Origin of the sequence: Erythrobacter westpacificensis (genome assembly GCF_039542285.1) — a bacterium.
GTDB lineage: Bacteria > Pseudomonadota > Alphaproteobacteria > Sphingomonadales > Sphingomonadaceae > Alteraurantiacibacter > Alteraurantiacibacter westpacificensis.
The window spans coordinates 91,621-106,423 of sequence record NZ_BAABHV010000009.1 but is presented as its reverse complement, the minus strand read 5'-3'; the positions used below and the strand labels follow the sequence as shown (position 1 = coordinate 106,423).

General features: G+C 63.8%; 18 protein-coding genes and 2 tRNA genes. 12 read left to right on the top strand and 8 right to left on the bottom strand.

All coding sequences use genetic code 11. The annotated features are described in order from the left end of the window. Positions 1–4 precede the first annotated feature (4 nt). Together ABFX23_RS05185 and ABFX23_RS05180 are read left to right on the top strand one after the other, a co-directional pair. A complete protein-coding gene (locus ABFX23_RS05185; protein WP_346032043.1) occupies positions 5–1,321 on the top strand; it encodes a dihydrolipoamide acetyltransferase family protein in 1,317 nt (438 codons plus the stop codon). A gap of 106 nt (positions 1,322–1,427) precedes the next feature. Further along, positions 1,428–1,504: transfer RNA gene (locus tag ABFX23_RS05180), tRNA-Asp, on the top strand. 18 nt (positions 1,505–1,522) lie between these two features. On the opposite strand, the gene ABFX23_RS05175 is transcribed toward ABFX23_RS05180, so the two are convergent. The 5 genes from ABFX23_RS05175 to ABFX23_RS05155 form a co-directional block, all read right to left on the bottom strand. After that, positions 1,523–2,311: a DNA-formamidopyrimidine glycosylase family protein gene (locus ABFX23_RS05175; RefSeq protein ID WP_346032042.1), complete on the bottom strand. Its 789-nt coding sequence runs from the start codon at positions 2,309–2,311 to the stop codon at positions 1,523–1,525. A gap of 39 nt (positions 2,312–2,350) precedes the next feature. Then, positions 2,351–2,581: a DUF2842 domain-containing protein gene (locus tag ABFX23_RS05170; RefSeq protein ID WP_346032041.1), complete on the bottom strand. Its 231-nt coding sequence runs from the start codon at positions 2,579–2,581 to the stop codon at positions 2,351–2,353. Continuing rightward, positions 2,581–3,165: a 5-formyltetrahydrofolate cyclo-ligase gene (locus ABFX23_RS05165; protein ID WP_346032040.1), complete on the bottom strand. Its 585-nt coding sequence runs from the start codon at positions 3,163–3,165 to the stop codon at positions 2,581–2,583. The genes ABFX23_RS05170 and ABFX23_RS05165 overlap by 1 nt, the downstream gene beginning before the upstream one ends. Before the next feature lie 246 nt (positions 3,166–3,411). Beyond that, positions 3,412–3,729 (bottom strand): cell division protein ZapA, encoded by a 318-nt coding sequence (locus ABFX23_RS05160; RefSeq protein WP_346032039.1) that lies wholly within the window; start codon positions 3,727–3,729, stop codon positions 3,412–3,414. After that, on the bottom strand, positions 3,726–3,911 hold the full coding sequence (locus tag ABFX23_RS05155) for a hypothetical protein (RefSeq protein WP_346032038.1): 186 nt from the start codon (positions 3,909–3,911) through the stop codon (positions 3,726–3,728). Before ABFX23_RS05155 ends, ABFX23_RS05160 begins: the two co-directional genes overlap by 4 nt. 196 nt (positions 3,912–4,107) lie before the next feature. On the opposite strand from ABFX23_RS05155, the gene tkt reads away from it, so the two are divergent. The 3 genes from tkt (at position 4,108) to ABFX23_RS05140 (ending at position 8,464) form a co-directional block, all read left to right on the top strand. After that, a complete protein-coding gene (tkt, locus tag ABFX23_RS05150) occupies positions 4,108–6,102 on the top strand; it encodes a transketolase (RefSeq protein ID WP_346032037.1) in 1,995 nt (664 codons plus the stop codon). Between the two features lie 16 nt (positions 6,103–6,118). Further along, positions 6,119–7,126: a type I glyceraldehyde-3-phosphate dehydrogenase gene (gene gap, locus ABFX23_RS05145; RefSeq protein ID WP_346032036.1), complete on the top strand. Its 1,008-nt coding sequence runs from the start codon at positions 6,119–6,121 to the stop codon at positions 7,124–7,126. A gap of 135 nt (positions 7,127–7,261) precedes the next feature. Then, positions 7,262–8,464 (top strand): phosphoglycerate kinase, encoded by a 1,203-nt coding sequence (locus ABFX23_RS05140; RefSeq protein WP_346032554.1) that lies wholly within the window; start codon positions 7,262–7,264, stop codon positions 8,462–8,464. Positions 8,465–8,470: 6 nt separating this feature from the next. Here ABFX23_RS05140 and ABFX23_RS05135 read toward each other — a convergent pair whose 3' ends face one another. Then, positions 8,471–9,229 carry a flavodoxin family protein gene (locus ABFX23_RS05135; RefSeq protein WP_346032035.1) on the bottom strand — a complete coding sequence of 253 codons (759 nt, stop codon included), beginning with the start codon at positions 9,227–9,229 and terminating at the stop codon, positions 8,471–8,473. Positions 9,230–9,433: 204 nt separating this feature from the next. Between ABFX23_RS05135 and ABFX23_RS05130 the strand changes: the two genes are divergently transcribed. Continuing rightward, entirely contained in the window at positions 9,434–10,321 is an 888-nt protein-coding gene (locus ABFX23_RS05130; protein WP_346032034.1) for a fructose bisphosphate aldolase, read from the top strand. 1 nt (position 10,322) lies between these two features. On the opposite strand, the gene ABFX23_RS05125 is transcribed toward ABFX23_RS05130, so the two are convergent. Continuing rightward, complete coding sequence (locus tag ABFX23_RS05125; protein WP_346032033.1) at positions 10,323–10,736, bottom strand: hypothetical protein; 414 nt, start codon at positions 10,734–10,736, stop codon at positions 10,323–10,325. Between the two features lie 78 nt (positions 10,737–10,814). On the opposite strand from ABFX23_RS05125, the gene thiE reads away from it, so the two are divergent. Genes thiE through ABFX23_RS05110 form a run of 3 tightly spaced genes read left to right on the top strand, consistent with a single transcriptional unit; the run spans position 10,815 to position 12,755 of the window. Further along, positions 10,815–11,441 (top strand): thiamine phosphate synthase, encoded by a 627-nt coding sequence (thiE, locus tag ABFX23_RS05120; RefSeq protein ID WP_346032032.1) that lies wholly within the window; start codon positions 10,815–10,817, stop codon positions 11,439–11,441. Continuing rightward, positions 11,438–12,022: a YdcF family protein gene (locus ABFX23_RS05115; RefSeq protein WP_346032031.1), complete on the top strand. Its 585-nt coding sequence runs from the start codon at positions 11,438–11,440 to the stop codon at positions 12,020–12,022. Before thiE ends, ABFX23_RS05115 begins: the two co-directional genes overlap by 4 nt. A 55-nt stretch (positions 12,023–12,077) precedes the next feature. Beyond that, complete coding sequence (locus ABFX23_RS05110) at positions 12,078–12,755, top strand: M23 family metallopeptidase (RefSeq protein WP_346032030.1); 678 nt, start codon at positions 12,078–12,080, stop codon at positions 12,753–12,755. A gap of 9 nt (positions 12,756–12,764) precedes the next feature. Here the strand turns inward: ABFX23_RS05110 and ABFX23_RS05105 are convergent, their stop codons facing one another. Then, positions 12,765–13,115, bottom strand: coding sequence for an elongation factor P (locus tag ABFX23_RS05105; protein WP_346032029.1), 351 nt, complete (start codon positions 13,113–13,115; stop codon positions 12,765–12,767). Positions 13,116–13,245: 130 nt separating this feature from the next. On the opposite strand from ABFX23_RS05105, the gene efp reads away from it, so the two are divergent. The 3 genes from efp (at position 13,246) to ABFX23_RS05090 (ending at position 14,790) form a co-directional block, all read left to right on the top strand. After that, complete coding sequence (gene efp / locus ABFX23_RS05100; protein ID WP_120078441.1) at positions 13,246–13,809, top strand: elongation factor P; 564 nt, start codon at positions 13,246–13,248, stop codon at positions 13,807–13,809. 6 nt (positions 13,810–13,815) lie between these two features. Beyond that, positions 13,816–14,634, top strand: a complete 819-nt coding sequence (locus ABFX23_RS05095; RefSeq protein ID WP_346032028.1) for an inositol monophosphatase family protein — start codon at positions 13,816–13,818, stop codon at positions 14,632–14,634. A 71-nt stretch (positions 14,635–14,705) separates the two neighbouring features. Then, a tRNA-Leu gene (locus tag ABFX23_RS05090) sits at positions 14,706–14,790 on the top strand. The last annotated feature ends 13 nt before the right edge of the window (positions 14,791–14,803 follow it).

Below are 14,803 nucleotides of genomic sequence, written 5' to 3'. Positions count from 1 at the left end.
GGCCATGGCCAAGTTTACCTTCAACCTGCCCGACATCGGCGAAGGCATTGCCGAGGCCGAGATCGTGGCCTGGCACGTCAAGGTTGGTGACACCATCGAGGAAGACGGCCAGCTGGCCGACATGATGACCGACAAGGCGACGGTCGAGATGGAAAGCCCGGTTGCGGGCAAGATCCTCGAAGTCGCGGGCGAAGTCGGCGACACGGTGGCTATCGGCGGGATGCTGGTGGTGATCGAGGTCGAGGGCGAAGTGCCCGAGGACGTGCTCGAGGAAAACGAAGCGGCAGCCGAAGCTGCGGAAGATACCGCGCCTGCGCCGAAAGCGGACGAAGTCGAGGAGCGGATCGAGGTGGAGAATCCCGATCCTTCCGACCAGGAAGATGCGGCGGCAGCCGCGAGGGAGGAGAAACCCCTCCCGACGCCGACGCCCGCGCCCGAGCCCGCATCTTCGGATGCAAAAGTCCTCGCCAGCCCCGTCGTGCGCAAGCGCGCGAAGGACCTCGGCATCGACCTGTCGCAGGTGAAGCCGCACGAGGATGGCCGCATCCGTCACGCCGATCTCGACGCGTACATTTCTTATACCGGCGGTTTCTCCGGCGCCGCGCCAGCGCGTTCGGACGAGCAGATCAAGGTGATCGGCCTGCGCAAGCGGATTGCCGAGAACATGGCCGCGGCCAAGCGCAACATCCCGCACTTCACCTATGTGGAAGAGTGCGACGTGACCGAACTGGAGCGCACGCGCGCACAGCTGAACGAGAATCGCGGAGACCGCCCCAAGCTCACCATGCTGCCGCTGCTGATCACGGCGATCTGCAAGGCGCTGCCCGATTTCCCCATGATCAACGCCCGTTACGATGACGAGACGAAGGTCGTCACCCGTCACGGCGCGGTGCATCTGGGCATGGCCACCATGACCGACAATGGCCTTATGGTGCCGGTGATTCGCGATGCGCAGGGCAGGAACCTGTACCAGCTGGCGAACGAGATCGTGCGGCTGGCTGAAGCCGCGCGTGACGGCAGTGCGAAGTCGGATGAGCTGTCCGGCTCCACGCTCACCGTCACATCGCTGGGGCCGCTGGGCGGGGTCGCCACGACGCCCGTCATCAACCGTCCGGAAGTCGCCATCATCGGCCCCAATCGCATTGTCGAGCGGCCCATGTTCGTGACCGGACCGGACGGGCAGGAGCGCATCGAGAAACGCAAGCTGATGAACATTTCCATCAGCTGCGATCACCGCGTGGTGGACGGCTACGATGCCGCCGCTTTCGTGCAGGAATTGAAGAAACTGATCGAGGCTCCGGCGCGGATTCTGGCGGCCTGATCGATCGATTTCAAATATGTTTCAAAAAGCCGCTTCTGGTGTGTTGACAGGGTTGGAACCCTCCACTAGATGCGCGGCTCCCAAGAGGCGCTAGCCGCTTAAATGCGCGGGTGTAGCTCAGTTGGTTAGAGTATCGGCCTGTCACGCCGAGGGTCGCGGGTTCAAGTCCCGTCACTCGCGCCACTTGGGACCTTTTCCTTTTTATGCCCTGGCCTGATGGCTGTCGCAGTGAAACGCACTGCGACCGGCAACCTTGCTTTTGACGATGCTGCCGCCGCAGCGCGGGCAGTCCGCCCCGTCCTGGCGATCCGCAATCAGCCAGGTGCGCGGAAGCTGCGAATAGTCGGCGCCGGCTTCGCATACGCCGGTCAGCACATCGCGCATCACCTTGAACATCTCCGACAACTGGCCGTCTGTCAGGTCGCTGGCCGTGGTTTCGGGATGCACGCCTACCTGGAACAGGATCTCGTCGGACCACAGGTTGCCGATGCCTGCCAGCTTCTTCTGCGCCATCAGCGCGCCCTTGATCGTGCCATTCGTGCCGCCGATAACTTCCGCGAAGCCGTCTTCGGAAATTTGCAGCGCGTCCGGGCCGAATCCGATGCGTTCGATTTCCTCGTCAGGCGAATCGATAACCCGCACCCAGCCAAGCTTGCGCGGGCATCGGAACGCCAGCCTCCGGTCGCCCTCGAAGCGAATCAGGAATTTGGTGTGGTCGGGCGGATCGTCCGGCGCGTCGAAGGGCAGCAGCTTGCCAGTCATGCCGAGGTGGACGCAGATCCACGGTCCGCTCCGCGATCCTGCGAAGATCAGCTTGCCGTGACGGCGTGTCTCGGTGAACTGCCTGCCGACAAGGCGACCGCGCTCGTTGTCGCCGGGAAGTTCGATGTAGGTGACGTTATCGCCGAGCGCTGCTTCTTCGATGGTGCGGTTCAGGCACTGGCTTTCGATACGGCGGCGGTTGGCTTCGGCTTCAGGCAGTTCTGGCATGAAGCCCGAACCGCCGACACGCAACCGGGGTTCCGAATGCTAGTCCTGCCTCGGCACGCCCCAGTGGCCGGTTTCCATCCAGATCAGGAAGTTCCGCAGCGGCTTCAGCCAGATGATCCCGAGGACGAGGTAGACCAGCGTCTGCGCCCAAGTGGGCCAGTCGCCGATGATACCCGGCGCATAGCGGGCGATGATGAAGCCGTAGAGAATCAGCCCGGCAATCAGGCCGAGTATGCCGACGGGTATGCGCCAGGTGGGTTCGGTGCGCATCAGAACGGTCCGTAAATGCGGGTGGGGGTGACGATGGCGGTCAGCGGCATGTCATGGTCCTCTATCGGCAGTTCGTCCACGCGCTGCACGTCCCACGCCATGCCGATGGCAAGGGTGTTCGGGTGGTCGGCCAGCCAGCGGTCGTAGAAGCCGCCGCCCTGGCCGATACGCTCTCCGCGCTCGGTAAAGCCGACCAGCGGCATGAACAGGACTTCCGGCTCTACCACCGGCGCGTCCGGTGCGGGTTGCATCAGGCCCATGGGCCCTTCGACGAGATCGGATTCGCCGTAGGGATCGGTGTGGAGGTGGAACTGCATCGGGTCTTCGAGCTTGCCGATGCGGGGCAGGGCGATTTCGTGGCCCGCTTCCATGAAGTGCCGGGCGTATCCGCCGGAGGGCGCTTCTCCGGTGTCGGCGCGGTAGAGACCGATGGTCGCGCCTTCGGGCACGAGTTCGCGCAAGGGTGCGGGCGGGGCGCGGAACACCAGCGCGCTTACCTCTTTCGGAAGGCTGGCGGCGTGTTCGCGCCGGGCCTTGCGCAGAGCCTTGCGGATGGCGGCTTTCTGTTCGGATATATGGGTCACGGATGTCTAGCTAGTGCGACAGTCCACCGCCCTCAAGTAGCGAAGCGGTAGGGCACATATCATGTGGCGGAACCACCATGGGTCGTTTTCCGGGAAATCCTCTGACGCCTTCACGTCAGGTGGGCGCCGTATATCCAGGGCCGCCAGGACGAACCCGTGACCCCGGTAGGGACAGCTCCCTTGGATTGCTTATAGCCTCAGGGATATCTCAAGCGGCTCGTGCCGGGCAGTCCCGCCGAGACCTATCTAGGCGCTGGCAACACCACTCTCAAGACGCTGCGCGAGAGCTTCCAGCCGATCGGCCATTTTTTCCAGCGTTTCGGCCTGTTCATCGTCGGCGGGGGTCGGCGCGGACGCTTTTTGCGCCTCGTGCAGTTCGTCCGCCAGCAGCAGCGAGGCATAAAGCAGTACGCGCTCGGCAGACTGGCCGCGCAGGATGTCGAGCTGGGCCAGTTTCTCGCCGATGGAGCGGCCCAGACTCTCGATATGCCGTTCCTCGCCCGGCGCGCAGGCGACGGTATAGCGCCGACCAGCAATCTCGAGCGTCACGTTGCTGGTGCTCATGGGGAGAAGCTTTCGATCAGCGCATCAACTTCTTCCAGCGCGCTTTCCGCCTCGCGCCGCAGTCGGTCGTAGCGGGCCTGCAGGTGCGGATCGGACGCCGCGCAGCCGCCCGCCGCCGCCTCGATCCGTGCCGAGGCCGCTTCGATGCGGGCCAGCGCCCGTGCGATGCGATCGCCTTCCATGGCTGCCGAGTTACTCCGAAACCGCGCATCGGCAAAGGGTTGCAGCGGCAAGCTGTGAATAACTCTCGGCGGGTGAATTGACGCTTGTCCCATAACAAGGGGCTCTTGCTTGACCTTGGGGCCTGCCACCATCACACAGCCCCCAACCGAATCGATGCCCGCACAAGGGCACAGCCCTTCCTGGAGGCTACAGAGCATGAGCGACGACACTGCCCGTTTCACCAACATGGCCAATGCCATACGCGCCCTTTCGATGGATGCGGTGCAGGCGGCCAATTCCGGCCACCCCGGCATGCCGATGGGCATGGCCGATGTCGCCACCGTGCTGTGGAACGATTACCTGAAGTTCGATCCCAAGGCGCCCGACTGGGCCGACCGCGACCGTTTCGTGCTTTCCGCCGGCCACGGCTCGATGCTGATCTACTCGTTGTTGCACCTCAGCGGCTACGAGCAGCCGACGCTGGACGACATCAGGAACTTCCGCCAGCTGGGCAGCCCTTGCGCGGGGCACCCTGAAAACTTCCTGCTGCCGGGCGTGGAGGCCACCACCGGTCCGCTGGGACAGGGCCTGGCAATGGCCGTGGGCATGGCCATGGCCGAGCGGCACCTCAATTCGCAGTTCGGTGACGAGCTGGTCGATCACCGCACATGGGTGGTCGCGGGCGACGGGTGCCTGATGGAAGGCATCAACCACGAAGCCATCGGCATTGCCGGGCACCTGAAGCTGGGCCGCCTGATCGTGCTGTGGGACGACAACGACATTACCATCGACGGCAAGGTCTCGCTCTCTTCCTCCGAGGACATTCCCGCCCGTTACCGCGCCACCGGCTGGCACGTGGCGGAGTGCGACGGACACGACCCCGCTTCCATCAGCAAGGCGATCGACGAGGCCGTGGCCGAGACCGGCAAGCCCTCGCTGGTTCGCTGCACCACGATCATCGGCAAGGGCGCGCCCAACAAGCAGGGCACCAGCGCCACCCACGGCGCGCCGCTGGGCGAGGACGAGATTGCCGCCGCGCGCAAGGAACTGGGCTGGGAGCATGGTCCGTTCGAGGTGCCGGAAGACATTCGCGCCAACTGGCTCGCCACCGGCACCCGCGGTGCCACGGCCCGCGCCGAGTGGCAGGAGCGTCTCGACGCCAGCAAGCAGAAGGCCGAGTTCACGCGCCGCATGGCGGGCGACCTGCCGAGCGGAGACAAGGCGGCAAGAGCTTTCGCCAAGTGGCTGGAAAGCGCCGAGAAAGTTGCTACCCGCAAGGCCAGCGAGAACGCGCTGGAAGTGCTCAACCAACTGGTGCCGGAAATGGTCGGCGGCAGCGCCGACCTCACCGGCTCCAACAACACCAAGGCGGGCGGCATTACCGCGTTCACGGCGGACGACTACTCGGGCCGCTACGTCTATTACGGCATCCGTGAATTCGGCATGTCGGCGGCGATGAACGGCATGGCGCTGCACGGCGGGATCATCCCCTACGGCGGCACCTTCCTGATCTTCACCGACTATGCGCGCGGCGCGATCCGCCTCTCCGCCCTGCAGGAAGCGCGCGTCGTCTACGTGATGACGCACGATTCCATCGGCCTTGGCGAGGACGGCCCGACGCACCAGCCGATCGAGCACCTGCAGAGCTTGCGCGCCATGCCCAACGTGCTGGTGATGCGTCCGGCGGACCGGGTGGAAACAGCCGAGTGCTGGCAGATCGCGATCGCCCAGAAGGACCGCCCCTCGGTCATCGCGCTCAGCCGCCAGGGCCTGCCGCAGGTTCGCAATTCGCCGGAAGAAACGGACATGTGCTCCAAGGGCGGCTATCGCCTGAAGCGCGCGGGCAACAAGCGTCGCGTCATCCTGATCGCGACGGGTTCCGAGGTTTCGCTGGCGCTGGAATGTGCGGAGCAACTGGAAAAGCAGAGCGTGGGCGCGGATGTCGTCTCGATGGTCTGCACCGAACTGTTCGACGAGCAGGACGCGGCCTACAGGGAAGATATCCTTCCCAACGTCGGGCCGGGGGAGATCCTGCGCGTCAGCATCGAGGCGGGCACCACTTTCGGGTGGGAACGCTATACCATGGCAAACGGCCTGAACTTTGGCATCGACCGTTTCGGCGCATCGGCACCGGCAAGCGACCTGTTCAAGAAATTCGGCCTCACCGCCGATCAGATCGTGCCGCAAATCATCAGCAAATTGAACGACTAAGCAGGAGTTTTTGACAATGGCCACGAAGGTTTCGATCAACGGTTTCGGGCGCATCGGGCGGCTTGTCGCGCGCGCTATCCTGGAGCGTGACGACCACGATCTCGAACTCGTTGCGATCAACGACCTGGCGGATACCAACGCCAATGCCCTGCTGTTCGGTTTCGACAGCACGCACGGCCGTTTCCCCGGCACCGTGGAAGTGGACGGCAACAACCTGGTGGTGAACGGCAAGACCATCGCCGTGACCAGCGAACGCGATCCGGGCAACCTGCCGCACAAGGACATGGGCGTGGACATCGTGCTGGAATGCACGGGCTTCTTCCAGAGCCACGAGGCTGCCAAGCCGCACCTCGATGCAGGTGCCAAGCGCGTGCTGATTTCCGCACCGGCAAAGAACGTGTCGGCCACCGTCGTTTACGGCGTGAACCACGAAGTACTGACCGCCGACGACGTGATCGTCTCCAACGCCAGCTGCACCACCAACTGCCTCTCCCCGATGGCCAAGGTGCTGCACGAGACCGTGGGTATCGAGCGCGGTTTCATGACGACGATCCACTCCTACACCAACGATCAGCGAATGCTGGACCAGATGCACGGTGACATGCGCCGCGCCCGTGGCGGCGCGCAGAACATGATCCCCACCACTACGGGTGCTGCCCGCGCAGTGGGCCTGGTGCTGCCGGAACTCGCCGGCAAGCTGGATGGCTCGTCCGTCCGCGTGCCGACGCCGAACGTCAGCCTGGTGGACCTGGTCTTCACGCCGGGTCGTGACACTTCTGCCGAGGAACTGAACGAGGCGCTGAAGGCTGCCGCCGAAGGCAAGATGAAAGGCGTGCTCGACTACACCGACAAGCCGCTCGTCAGCAGCGACTTCAACCACTATCCGGCAAGCTCCACCATCGACAGCCTCGAGACGTCCGTCATGGAAGGCAAGCTGGCCCGCGTGGTGAGCTGGTACGACAACGAGTGGGGCTTCTCCAACCGCATGATCGACACCGCCGGTGTGATGGCGAAGTTTTTGTAAGCGACATTCTCCCCTCCCGCGTGCGGGAGGGGTTGGGGGTGGGCATGGGCCTGCAAGGCCCACCCCGCTGCGACTAGGCAGCAAGCTGCCAAGTCTCGCTCCCCTCCCGCAGGCGGGAGGGGGGAATGGGAGCGAATAGTGACGTTCAAAACCCTTGATGACCTTCCAGACGATCTTTCCGGCCAGCGTGCCCTGGTGCGCGTGGACCTGAACCTGCCGATGAAGGATGGTCGCGCCACCGATCTCACCCGTGCCCGCGCCGTGGCGCCCACGATCCTCGAACTGAGCGATCGCGGGGCCAAGGTGCTGCTGCTGGCGCACTATGGCCGCCCCAAGGGCGAACGCCATTCGACGCTTTCGATGAGCGAGATCGTCGGCGAACTGGAGCGGGTGATCGACAAGGAAGTGATGTTCATTCCCGAAGTCGAAGGGCCGGTGGTCGAACAGTCGGTCGGCATCCTGTCGGCAGGCGATATCGGCCTGCTGGAAAACACCCGCTTCTGGCCGGGCGAGGAAGCCAACGATGCCGATTTTGCCAAGGCCATCGCGGCCAATGGCGATTTCTTCGTCAACGATGCCTTCTCCGCCGCGCACCGCGCTCATGCGACCACAGAGGGGCTGGCGCACCTGCTGCCGTCGTACGCGGGCCGCGCTATGCAGAAGGAACTCGAAGCGCTCGACGCGGCGCTCGGCAACCCCACGCCGCCCGTTGCCGCTGTTGTCGGCGGGGCGAAAGTTTCCACCAAGCTGGCCGTGCTCGAAAACCTTTCCCGCCGGGTGCAGCACCTCATCATCGGCGGGGGCATGGCCAATACCTTTCTCGCCGCCAATGGCGTGGACGTGGGCAAGAGCCTGTGCGAGCACGACCTGACCGACACCGCCCGCGCCATCATGGATGCAGCGGACGGGGCGGGCTGCACGATCCACCTGCCTTACGATGTCGTCGTGGCGAAGGAATTTGCCGCCAATCCGCCGTCCCTGCGCACCTGCAACGTCCATGAAGTGGCCGCAGACGAGATGATCCTCGACATTGGCCCGCAGGCGACGGAAGCGTTGGGCGATGTGCTGAAGACCTGCGCTACGCTGGTATGGAATGGCCCGCTCGGCGCGTTCGAGACGCCGCCGTTCGACGAGGCGACCGTGGCGCTTGCCAAGACGGCGGCCGCGTTGACGCAGGACGGTTCGCTCACATCGGTCGCGGGCGGGGGCGATACCGTCGCCGCGCTGGCCCATGCCGGGGTGACGGACGACGTGACCTACGTCTCGACCGCTGGCGGCGCGTTTCTCGAATGGATGGAAGGCAAGGAACTGCCCGGCGTCGCCGCGCTGTCTGCCTGATTTTCCTCAGCGATATTCGGGATTGGGCCAGCCGGGCTTTTGCCCCTCGCCCCAGTCATCGGCCACGTTTCCACAAGCGGGATAGCCGCCGTTGTCCTTCAGCATGCGCGCTGCGTGCAGCAGGTTGAACGCCATGAAAGTGGTGTTCTTCTGGGTGAACTCGTTGTCGAAACCGGCGCGGCTGCCGTCGTCCAGCTCGTCACCGTAAGAAGGGCCGGGGCCTGCTTCGCCGATCCAGCCGCAGTCGGCCTGCGGGGGAATGGTCAGGCCCACGTGGCTCATGGAATAGAGCACGCCTGCAGCGACGTGCTTGATGCCGTCCTCGTTGCCTGTCACCACGCAGCCGCCGACCTTGCCGTAGAAGGCGTATTGCCCGTCGTCGTTCGTCTGGCCGGAATGGGCGTAGAGCTTCTCGATGAAGGCCTGCGCCAGCGAGGATTTCTCGCCCAGCCAGATCGGCGTGCCGAGGATCACGATATCGGCTTCGAACACGTCGGGGGAGAGCCTGGGCCAGTCGTCATGCTCCCAGCCGTGTTCTGTCATGTCGGGGTAGACGCCCGGCGCCAGCCTGTACTGCGACAGGCGATGCCGCTTTACCGAGACTGATTGGGTGGCGAAGATTTCGGCCACCACATCGGACAGGGTGTCAGTGTGCGATGCCTGTTCGGGCGGTTTCAGCGTGGCGTTGAAGATCACCGCCCTGAGGTCCGAGAAATCGGTCTCGCAAGTGTCGCAGATTTGCTGCTGTTTCTCGCCCAATGCCATGTCGTGCCTTTCGCTTGCCTATGGGTGGGCAAAGGCTGGCGAGCGGGCCTGTTCCTCGAAATGGCACTTTCCTACAAGGCGCGCGCCGTGCTTGGGGCGGCGCCCCACGAGTACTCGCCCACGGATGTATTTCATCAACTTGCCATGCCCTTCCAGCCCGCATAGAGCCGCCTCAAATCCAATCCGGAACTGAGGAGCTTCCGCATGAACACCAAGGAAATGACCGACAAGATCGCCGCCGGCCAGGGCTTCATCGCCGCGCTGGACCAGTCCGGCGGCTCCACCCCCAAGGCGCTGGCTGGCTACGGCGTCAGCGAGGACGAGTGGAACGGCGAGGACGAGATGTTCGCGAAGATCCACGACATGCGCTCCCGTGTCATTACCTCGCCAAGCTTTGCCAGCGGCAAGGTGATAGGCGCGATCCTGTTCGAGAAGACGATGGACGGAGAAGTGGATGGCAAGCCGACCGCCGATGCGCTGAAGGATCGCGGCGTGGTGCCCTTCATCAAGATCGACCAGGGCCTGGCCGACGAAGAGAACGGGGTTCAACTGATGAAGCCTCTCACGAAGCTGGATGCACTGCTGGAAAAGTCGGTGGCGAAAGGCATGTTCGGCACCAAGGAACGCTCCGTCATCAAGTCCGCGAACCCTGCCGGGATCGCCGCCATCGTCGCGCAGCAGTTCGAAGTCGGCAACCGGGTGATCGATGCAGGGCTCATGCCGATCCTCGAACCGGAATACGACATCAAGGCAGCGGACCGCGCCGAGGGTGAGGACATTCTCAAGGCGGAAATCCTGAAGAACCTCGAGACGCTGGCCGATGATCGCCAGGTGATGCTGAAGCTTTCGATCCCGGTGAAGGCCAATCTCTACAAGGAACTGGTGGACCATCCCAAGGTGCTGGCCGTGGTGGCCCTGTCGGGCGGCTACTCGACGGAGGAAGCCTGCGCCGAACTGGCAAAGAACGACGGAATGATCGCCAGCTTCAGCCGCGCCATGCTGCAGGACCTGCGCGCGCAGCAGAGCGACGAGGAATTCGACGCCACATTGGGCAAGGCCATCGATTCGATCTGCGCGGCCTCGGTCGCCTGATCTATTCGCTGTCTGAGTAGGTGAAGCGGTAGTCCGATGGCGCTATCGCTTCACCCGTCATCGCGGCAGGCGACGCGCTGGTCAGGGTCAGGCGGGTGCCGTGGGTTGCGTATGGTTCGCCCAGCGTCAGGTAAGCGGTCTCCCGCCAGCCCGCTCCGTCGATGCGGGTGAGGACGATGACCCGGCCGGCCCACACGCAGCGGGCGTTGGCGGGGCAGCGGCTATCCTCGTGGACCTCCATCGGAGTTGCCACGAGATTGCCTGCCACGACGGGTTTGCCGAGCGGCACGGCGGTTCCCGCGCTGGCGGCCGGTCCGTTGGAAACGATCGGGGCATTAGGCACGGTGGCGCAGGCCGAGATTGTCGAGCCGATCAGAACGGCGGCGGCGAATCGAAGGGGCGAGAATGGTTTCATTGCTGCCACATAAACCCCTCCACCATGCCTGGAATGTGAATATCGACGAACGACCTTCCTGAGGATACCAAGACTTCCATGACCGATCAGCCTTCCTGCCAGCTCTACCTGATATCCCCGCTCGAAGTGGGAGGCGATTTCGCCGACCGGCTCGACCGCGCCCTCGCCGCCGGTAAGGGGCTGGCGACAGCCTTCCAGTTCCGCGTGAAGGATGTGGACCAGCACGAAGCGGCGCGCCTTGCCGCGCCATTGCAGGAAATTTGCGCGGCGCGTGAAGTGGGCTTCATCGTCAACGATAGCGTCCCCCTGGCCAAGCGGCTGAAGGCGGATGGCGTTCACCTCGGCCAGGCGGACGGGGACGTGCGCGAAGCTCGCGAGGAACTGGGCCGCGAAATGCAGATCGGTGTCACTTGTCACTCCAGCCGCCACCTCGCGATGGAAGCGGGCGAGGCCGGGGCGGACTACGTCGCATTCGGGGCTTTCTTCCCCAGCGAAACCAAGGCGAGCGACCATCGGCCAGAGCCGGATCTGTTGCAATGGTGGAGCAGCCTGTTCGAAATTCCTTGCGTGGCGATTGGCGGGATCACGCCCGGCAATTGCGCCCCCCTAGTGGAGGCAGGTGCCGATTTCCTGGCCGTCTCCCACGCCGTATGGGGCGGAGACGAGGTGGTCGCGATTGAAGCATTCAGGAAGGCGATGGCTTGAAGCCGCGCTTTAATCTGTGGCGCGCGATCGTTCCGGCGCTGATCGGCTGGGTCGGGGCGATCGGCTACTGGATTGCCGTCGGCCCCGAAGAGGTGCCCGATGCTCGCGCAGACGTGGCCATCGTTCTCGGTGCCGCGGTCAATGGCGAAGAGCCTTCGCCGGTTTTCCGGGAAAGAATTGCTCACGGCATAGCGCTCTACAAAGACGGGCGCGTCCAGAAGCTGCTTTTTACCGGCGCGCGAGCAGAGCGTGAAGTTATTGCTGAGAGCGAGGCTGGACTCAGGATGGCGCTTGCCGCCGGAGTGCCGGGGGAAGACATCCTCACGGAAAATGAATCCGTCACGACCATGCACAATTTGGTCGAGGCCCAGCTGGTGATGCGTGATGCCGGTGCCGAGACCGCCCTGATCGTGTCCGACCCGCTGCACATGCGGCGGGCCATGGAAATGGCGGAAGCCCTAGGCCTCGATGCCGAGGCGAGTGCAACGCCGACGTCGCGTTATCAGTCGCTTTCGACGCAGGCACCGTTCCTGCTGCGCGAGATCTATTTCATGCATCGCTTCTGGCTATTTGGCGAATAGCCGCCGATTACAGCGACTTTGGCACCACGAGCAGCTTAGGATATAATCGGCACTTATGGCATCACCGTTCGTCGAGAAATTGCAGGTCGCAGCTGTCACCGCCACACTGGTTTCGGCGGGGTGGATCGTTGCAGGCGCATTCGTGCTGGACCGGGCGGAAACGGCGGAAATGGAGCGGGAGATCGCGGCCAAGCAAAGTCCGACGCCAGAGCCCAATCCTGCACCGAGTGATGAGGCAATCATCCCGCAGGAGGATCGCAACGAGGCCTCGGTCCCGCCGGAGGAAGAGACAGCGACGCTGATGATTCCCGTGATAAACGTGGCGGCGACTGATCTTGTCGACACCTTTACCGACGAACGAAGCGGTGGCACGCGCCTGCACGAAGCGCTGGACATCCCCGCGCCCGCAGGCACATCGGTCCGGGCATCGGCTCCCGGCACGATCGAGCGCCTGTTCCGCTCCGATGCGGGTGGTAACACGATCTATGTGCGCTCCGAAGATCGGGAAACGATCTACTACTATGCCCATCTTGCCGAGTATGCGCCGGGTCTGAACGAAGGACAGAAGGTGCGCAGGGGACAACGACTGGGCACGGTCGGCTCCACCGGCAATGCGGAGCCTGATGCGCCGCACCTTCATTTCGAGGTCATGCGTACCACGCCAGATGCCGAGTGGTGGGAACCGGCGACATCGGTCAATCCGTACCCGATGCTCGTGCGCCAGCAGCGCTGAGCCGCGCAGCTATTCTCCCTGACGCACGCAGCGCAGGCGACTGGGCTGTCCGTTGACAATCTTTCGCAGGAATCCACGCGAGACGATCTGGTAGCTATCGCCGTTACGCGGGCCGCTGGTCATAGTCAGCCGGTCGCCGCGGCGCAGGTAGGTTCCGCCACCCTGGACGGAAGAGTAGCGCGACGCGCTGCGTATGGAAAAACTTTCCTGCGGCTGCTCGATGCCCACAGCGCCCGCTGCATCGCCCGGCAATTCGCACACGTAGGTGCCGCGCTCGATGGTATCGGGCTGGCCCTGGCCCGCAGCAGGCATGGCGAGGGCAAGGGCGGGGAGGGCCGCGACGAGGAAAAGCCTGTTCATGCCCGCGCCCATAGCACCGCAGGCTGAGCGCGTCATGAACATCTAAGCCGGCTTTCTGTCTGCGCTTGCCGCCGCGCCCACCCTCAGGTAGTGGGCGCGCCAACTCCTGAAAAACGCAAGGCTAGTGATCATGAAAATCAGCGGCGTGGACATTCGTCCCGGCAACATCATCGAATATGAAGGCGGCATCTGGAAAGTTGCCAAGATCCAGCACACCCAGCCGGGCAAGGGCGGCGCCTACATGCAGGTCGAGATGAAGAACCTGATCGATGGCCGCAAGACCAACGTCCGTTTCCGCAGCGCCGACACGGTGGAAAAGGTTCGCCTTGATACCAAGGACTACCAGTTCCTCTATGAAGACGGTGATATGCTGGTATTCATGGACACTGACACTTACGAGCAGATCAACCTGCCGAGCGACCTTCTGGGCGATGCGCGCCCGTTCCTGCAGGACGGCATGCAGGTATCGCTGGAACTGTGGGAAGAGCGCCCGATCAGCGTGCAGCTGCCCAGCCAGATCGAGGCCGAGATCGTCGAGGCCGACGCCGTGGTGAAGGGGCAGACCGCATCTTCCAGTTACAAGCCTGCCGTGCTCGACAATGGCGTTCGCATCATGGTGCCGCCGCATATCGAAAGCGGCACGCGCATCGTGGTGGACGTGTACGAGCAGAGCTACGTCGGGAAGGCTGGCTAAAGTCCCATGGCTGCAATTTCAGGTCTTATTCGCGTGATGGAAAAGGCTGCCCGCAAGGCGGGTGGCAGGCTCCGTCGCGATTTCGGTGAAGTCGAGCATTTGCAGGTCAGCCGCAAGGGGCCGTCGGATTTCGTGTCCAAGGCAGACCAGGCGGCAGAGCGCATCCTGTGGGACGAACTCAAGGCAGCTCGCCCGGGCTGGGGCTTCCTGCTGGAAGAAGGCGGCGAGATCGAGGGTGACGAGGGCCAGCCACGTTTCATCATCGATCCGCTCGATGGCACCAGCAACTTCCTCCACGGCATTCCCCATTTCGCGATCAGCATCGCGGTGCAGGAACGCAAGCTGGGCAGCGATGACTGGGGCGACGTGGTTGCCGGGATGGTGTACCAGCCGATCACCGACGAGACATTCTGGGCCGAGAAATCGCGTGGCGCATGGCTGCACGATGGTCGCCTGCGCGTGTCGGGCCGCCGTCACCTTGATGAAGCGCTTATCGCCACGGGCACGCCCTACCAGGCGCATGGCGATTTTGCCGAGTGGGCTCGAATTTTTGGTGCCGTCGGCCCCAAGGTCGCCGGGATTCGCCGCTTCGGTTCCGCCGCGCTTGACCTCGCATGGGTCGCCGCCGGTCGTTACGACGGCTTCTGGGAAAGCGACCTTTCGCCGTGGGATACTGCGGCCGGGTGCCTTCTGGTGCGCGAGGCGGGCGGCTTCGTTTCCGACTATCGCGGCCGTTCGCAGCCGATCTGCGACAAGCAGGTGATTGCCGGTAACGACCAGATGCATTCGCGCTTGCACAAGCAGATCGCCGCCGCGCTCAAGTAGCGAAGCGGTAGCGCGGATAAGCAATTGCCGCCGCGCGCAAGTAAGGCTAAGCGGCCCCAACTGTCCGGTACGCCTCTGTGGCGGAATTGGTAGACGCGCTCGACTCAAAATCGAGTTTCTTCGGAAGTGCCGGTTCGAGTCCGGCCAGAGGTACCAGACAGGCATTGAT

Bases quoted from the DNA above. Each gene is read 5' to 3' on its own strand.
- ABFX23_RS05185 (WP_346032043.1), top strand. From the start codon at position 5: ATGGCCAAGTTTACCTTCAACCTGCCCGACATCGGCGAAGGCATTGCC.
- ABFX23_RS05130 (WP_346032034.1), top strand. From the start codon at position 9,434: ATGAACACCAAGGAAATGACCGACAAGATCGCCGCCGGCCAGGGCTTC.
- ABFX23_RS05125 (WP_346032033.1), bottom strand. From the start codon at position 10,736: ATGAAACCATTCTCGCCCCTTCGATTCGCCGCCGCCGTTCTGATCGGC.
- ABFX23_RS05135 (WP_346032035.1), bottom strand. From the start codon at position 9,229: ATGGCATTGGGCGAGAAACAGCAGCAAATCTGCGACACTTGCGAGACC.
- ABFX23_RS05170 (WP_346032041.1), bottom strand. From the start codon at position 2,581: ATGCGCACCGAACCCACCTGGCGCATACCCGTCGGCATACTCGGCCTG.
- ABFX23_RS05105 (WP_346032029.1), bottom strand. From the start codon at position 13,115: ATGAACAGGCTTTTCCTCGTCGCGGCCCTCCCCGCCCTTGCCCTCGCC.
- ABFX23_RS05155 (WP_346032038.1), bottom strand. From the start codon at position 3,911: ATGGAAGGCGATCGCATCGCACGGGCGCTGGCCCGCATCGAAGCGGCC.
- ABFX23_RS05160 (WP_346032039.1), bottom strand. From the start codon at position 3,729: ATGAGCACCAGCAACGTGACGCTCGAGATTGCTGGTCGGCGCTATACC.
- tkt (WP_346032037.1), top strand. From the start codon at position 4,108: ATGAGCGACGACACTGCCCGTTTCACCAACATGGCCAATGCCATACGC.
- ABFX23_RS05110 (WP_346032030.1), top strand. From the start codon at position 12,078: ATGGCATCACCGTTCGTCGAGAAATTGCAGGTCGCAGCTGTCACCGCC.
- thiE (WP_346032032.1), top strand. From the start codon at position 10,815: ATGACCGATCAGCCTTCCTGCCAGCTCTACCTGATATCCCCGCTCGAA.
- efp (WP_120078441.1), top strand. From the start codon at position 13,246: ATGAAAATCAGCGGCGTGGACATTCGTCCCGGCAACATCATCGAATAT.
- gap (WP_346032036.1), top strand. From the start codon at position 6,119: ATGGCCACGAAGGTTTCGATCAACGGTTTCGGGCGCATCGGGCGGCTT.
- ABFX23_RS05095 (WP_346032028.1), top strand. From the start codon at position 13,816: ATGGCTGCAATTTCAGGTCTTATTCGCGTGATGGAAAAGGCTGCCCGC.
- ABFX23_RS05175 (WP_346032042.1), bottom strand. From the start codon at position 2,311: ATGCCAGAACTGCCTGAAGCCGAAGCCAACCGCCGCCGTATCGAAAGC.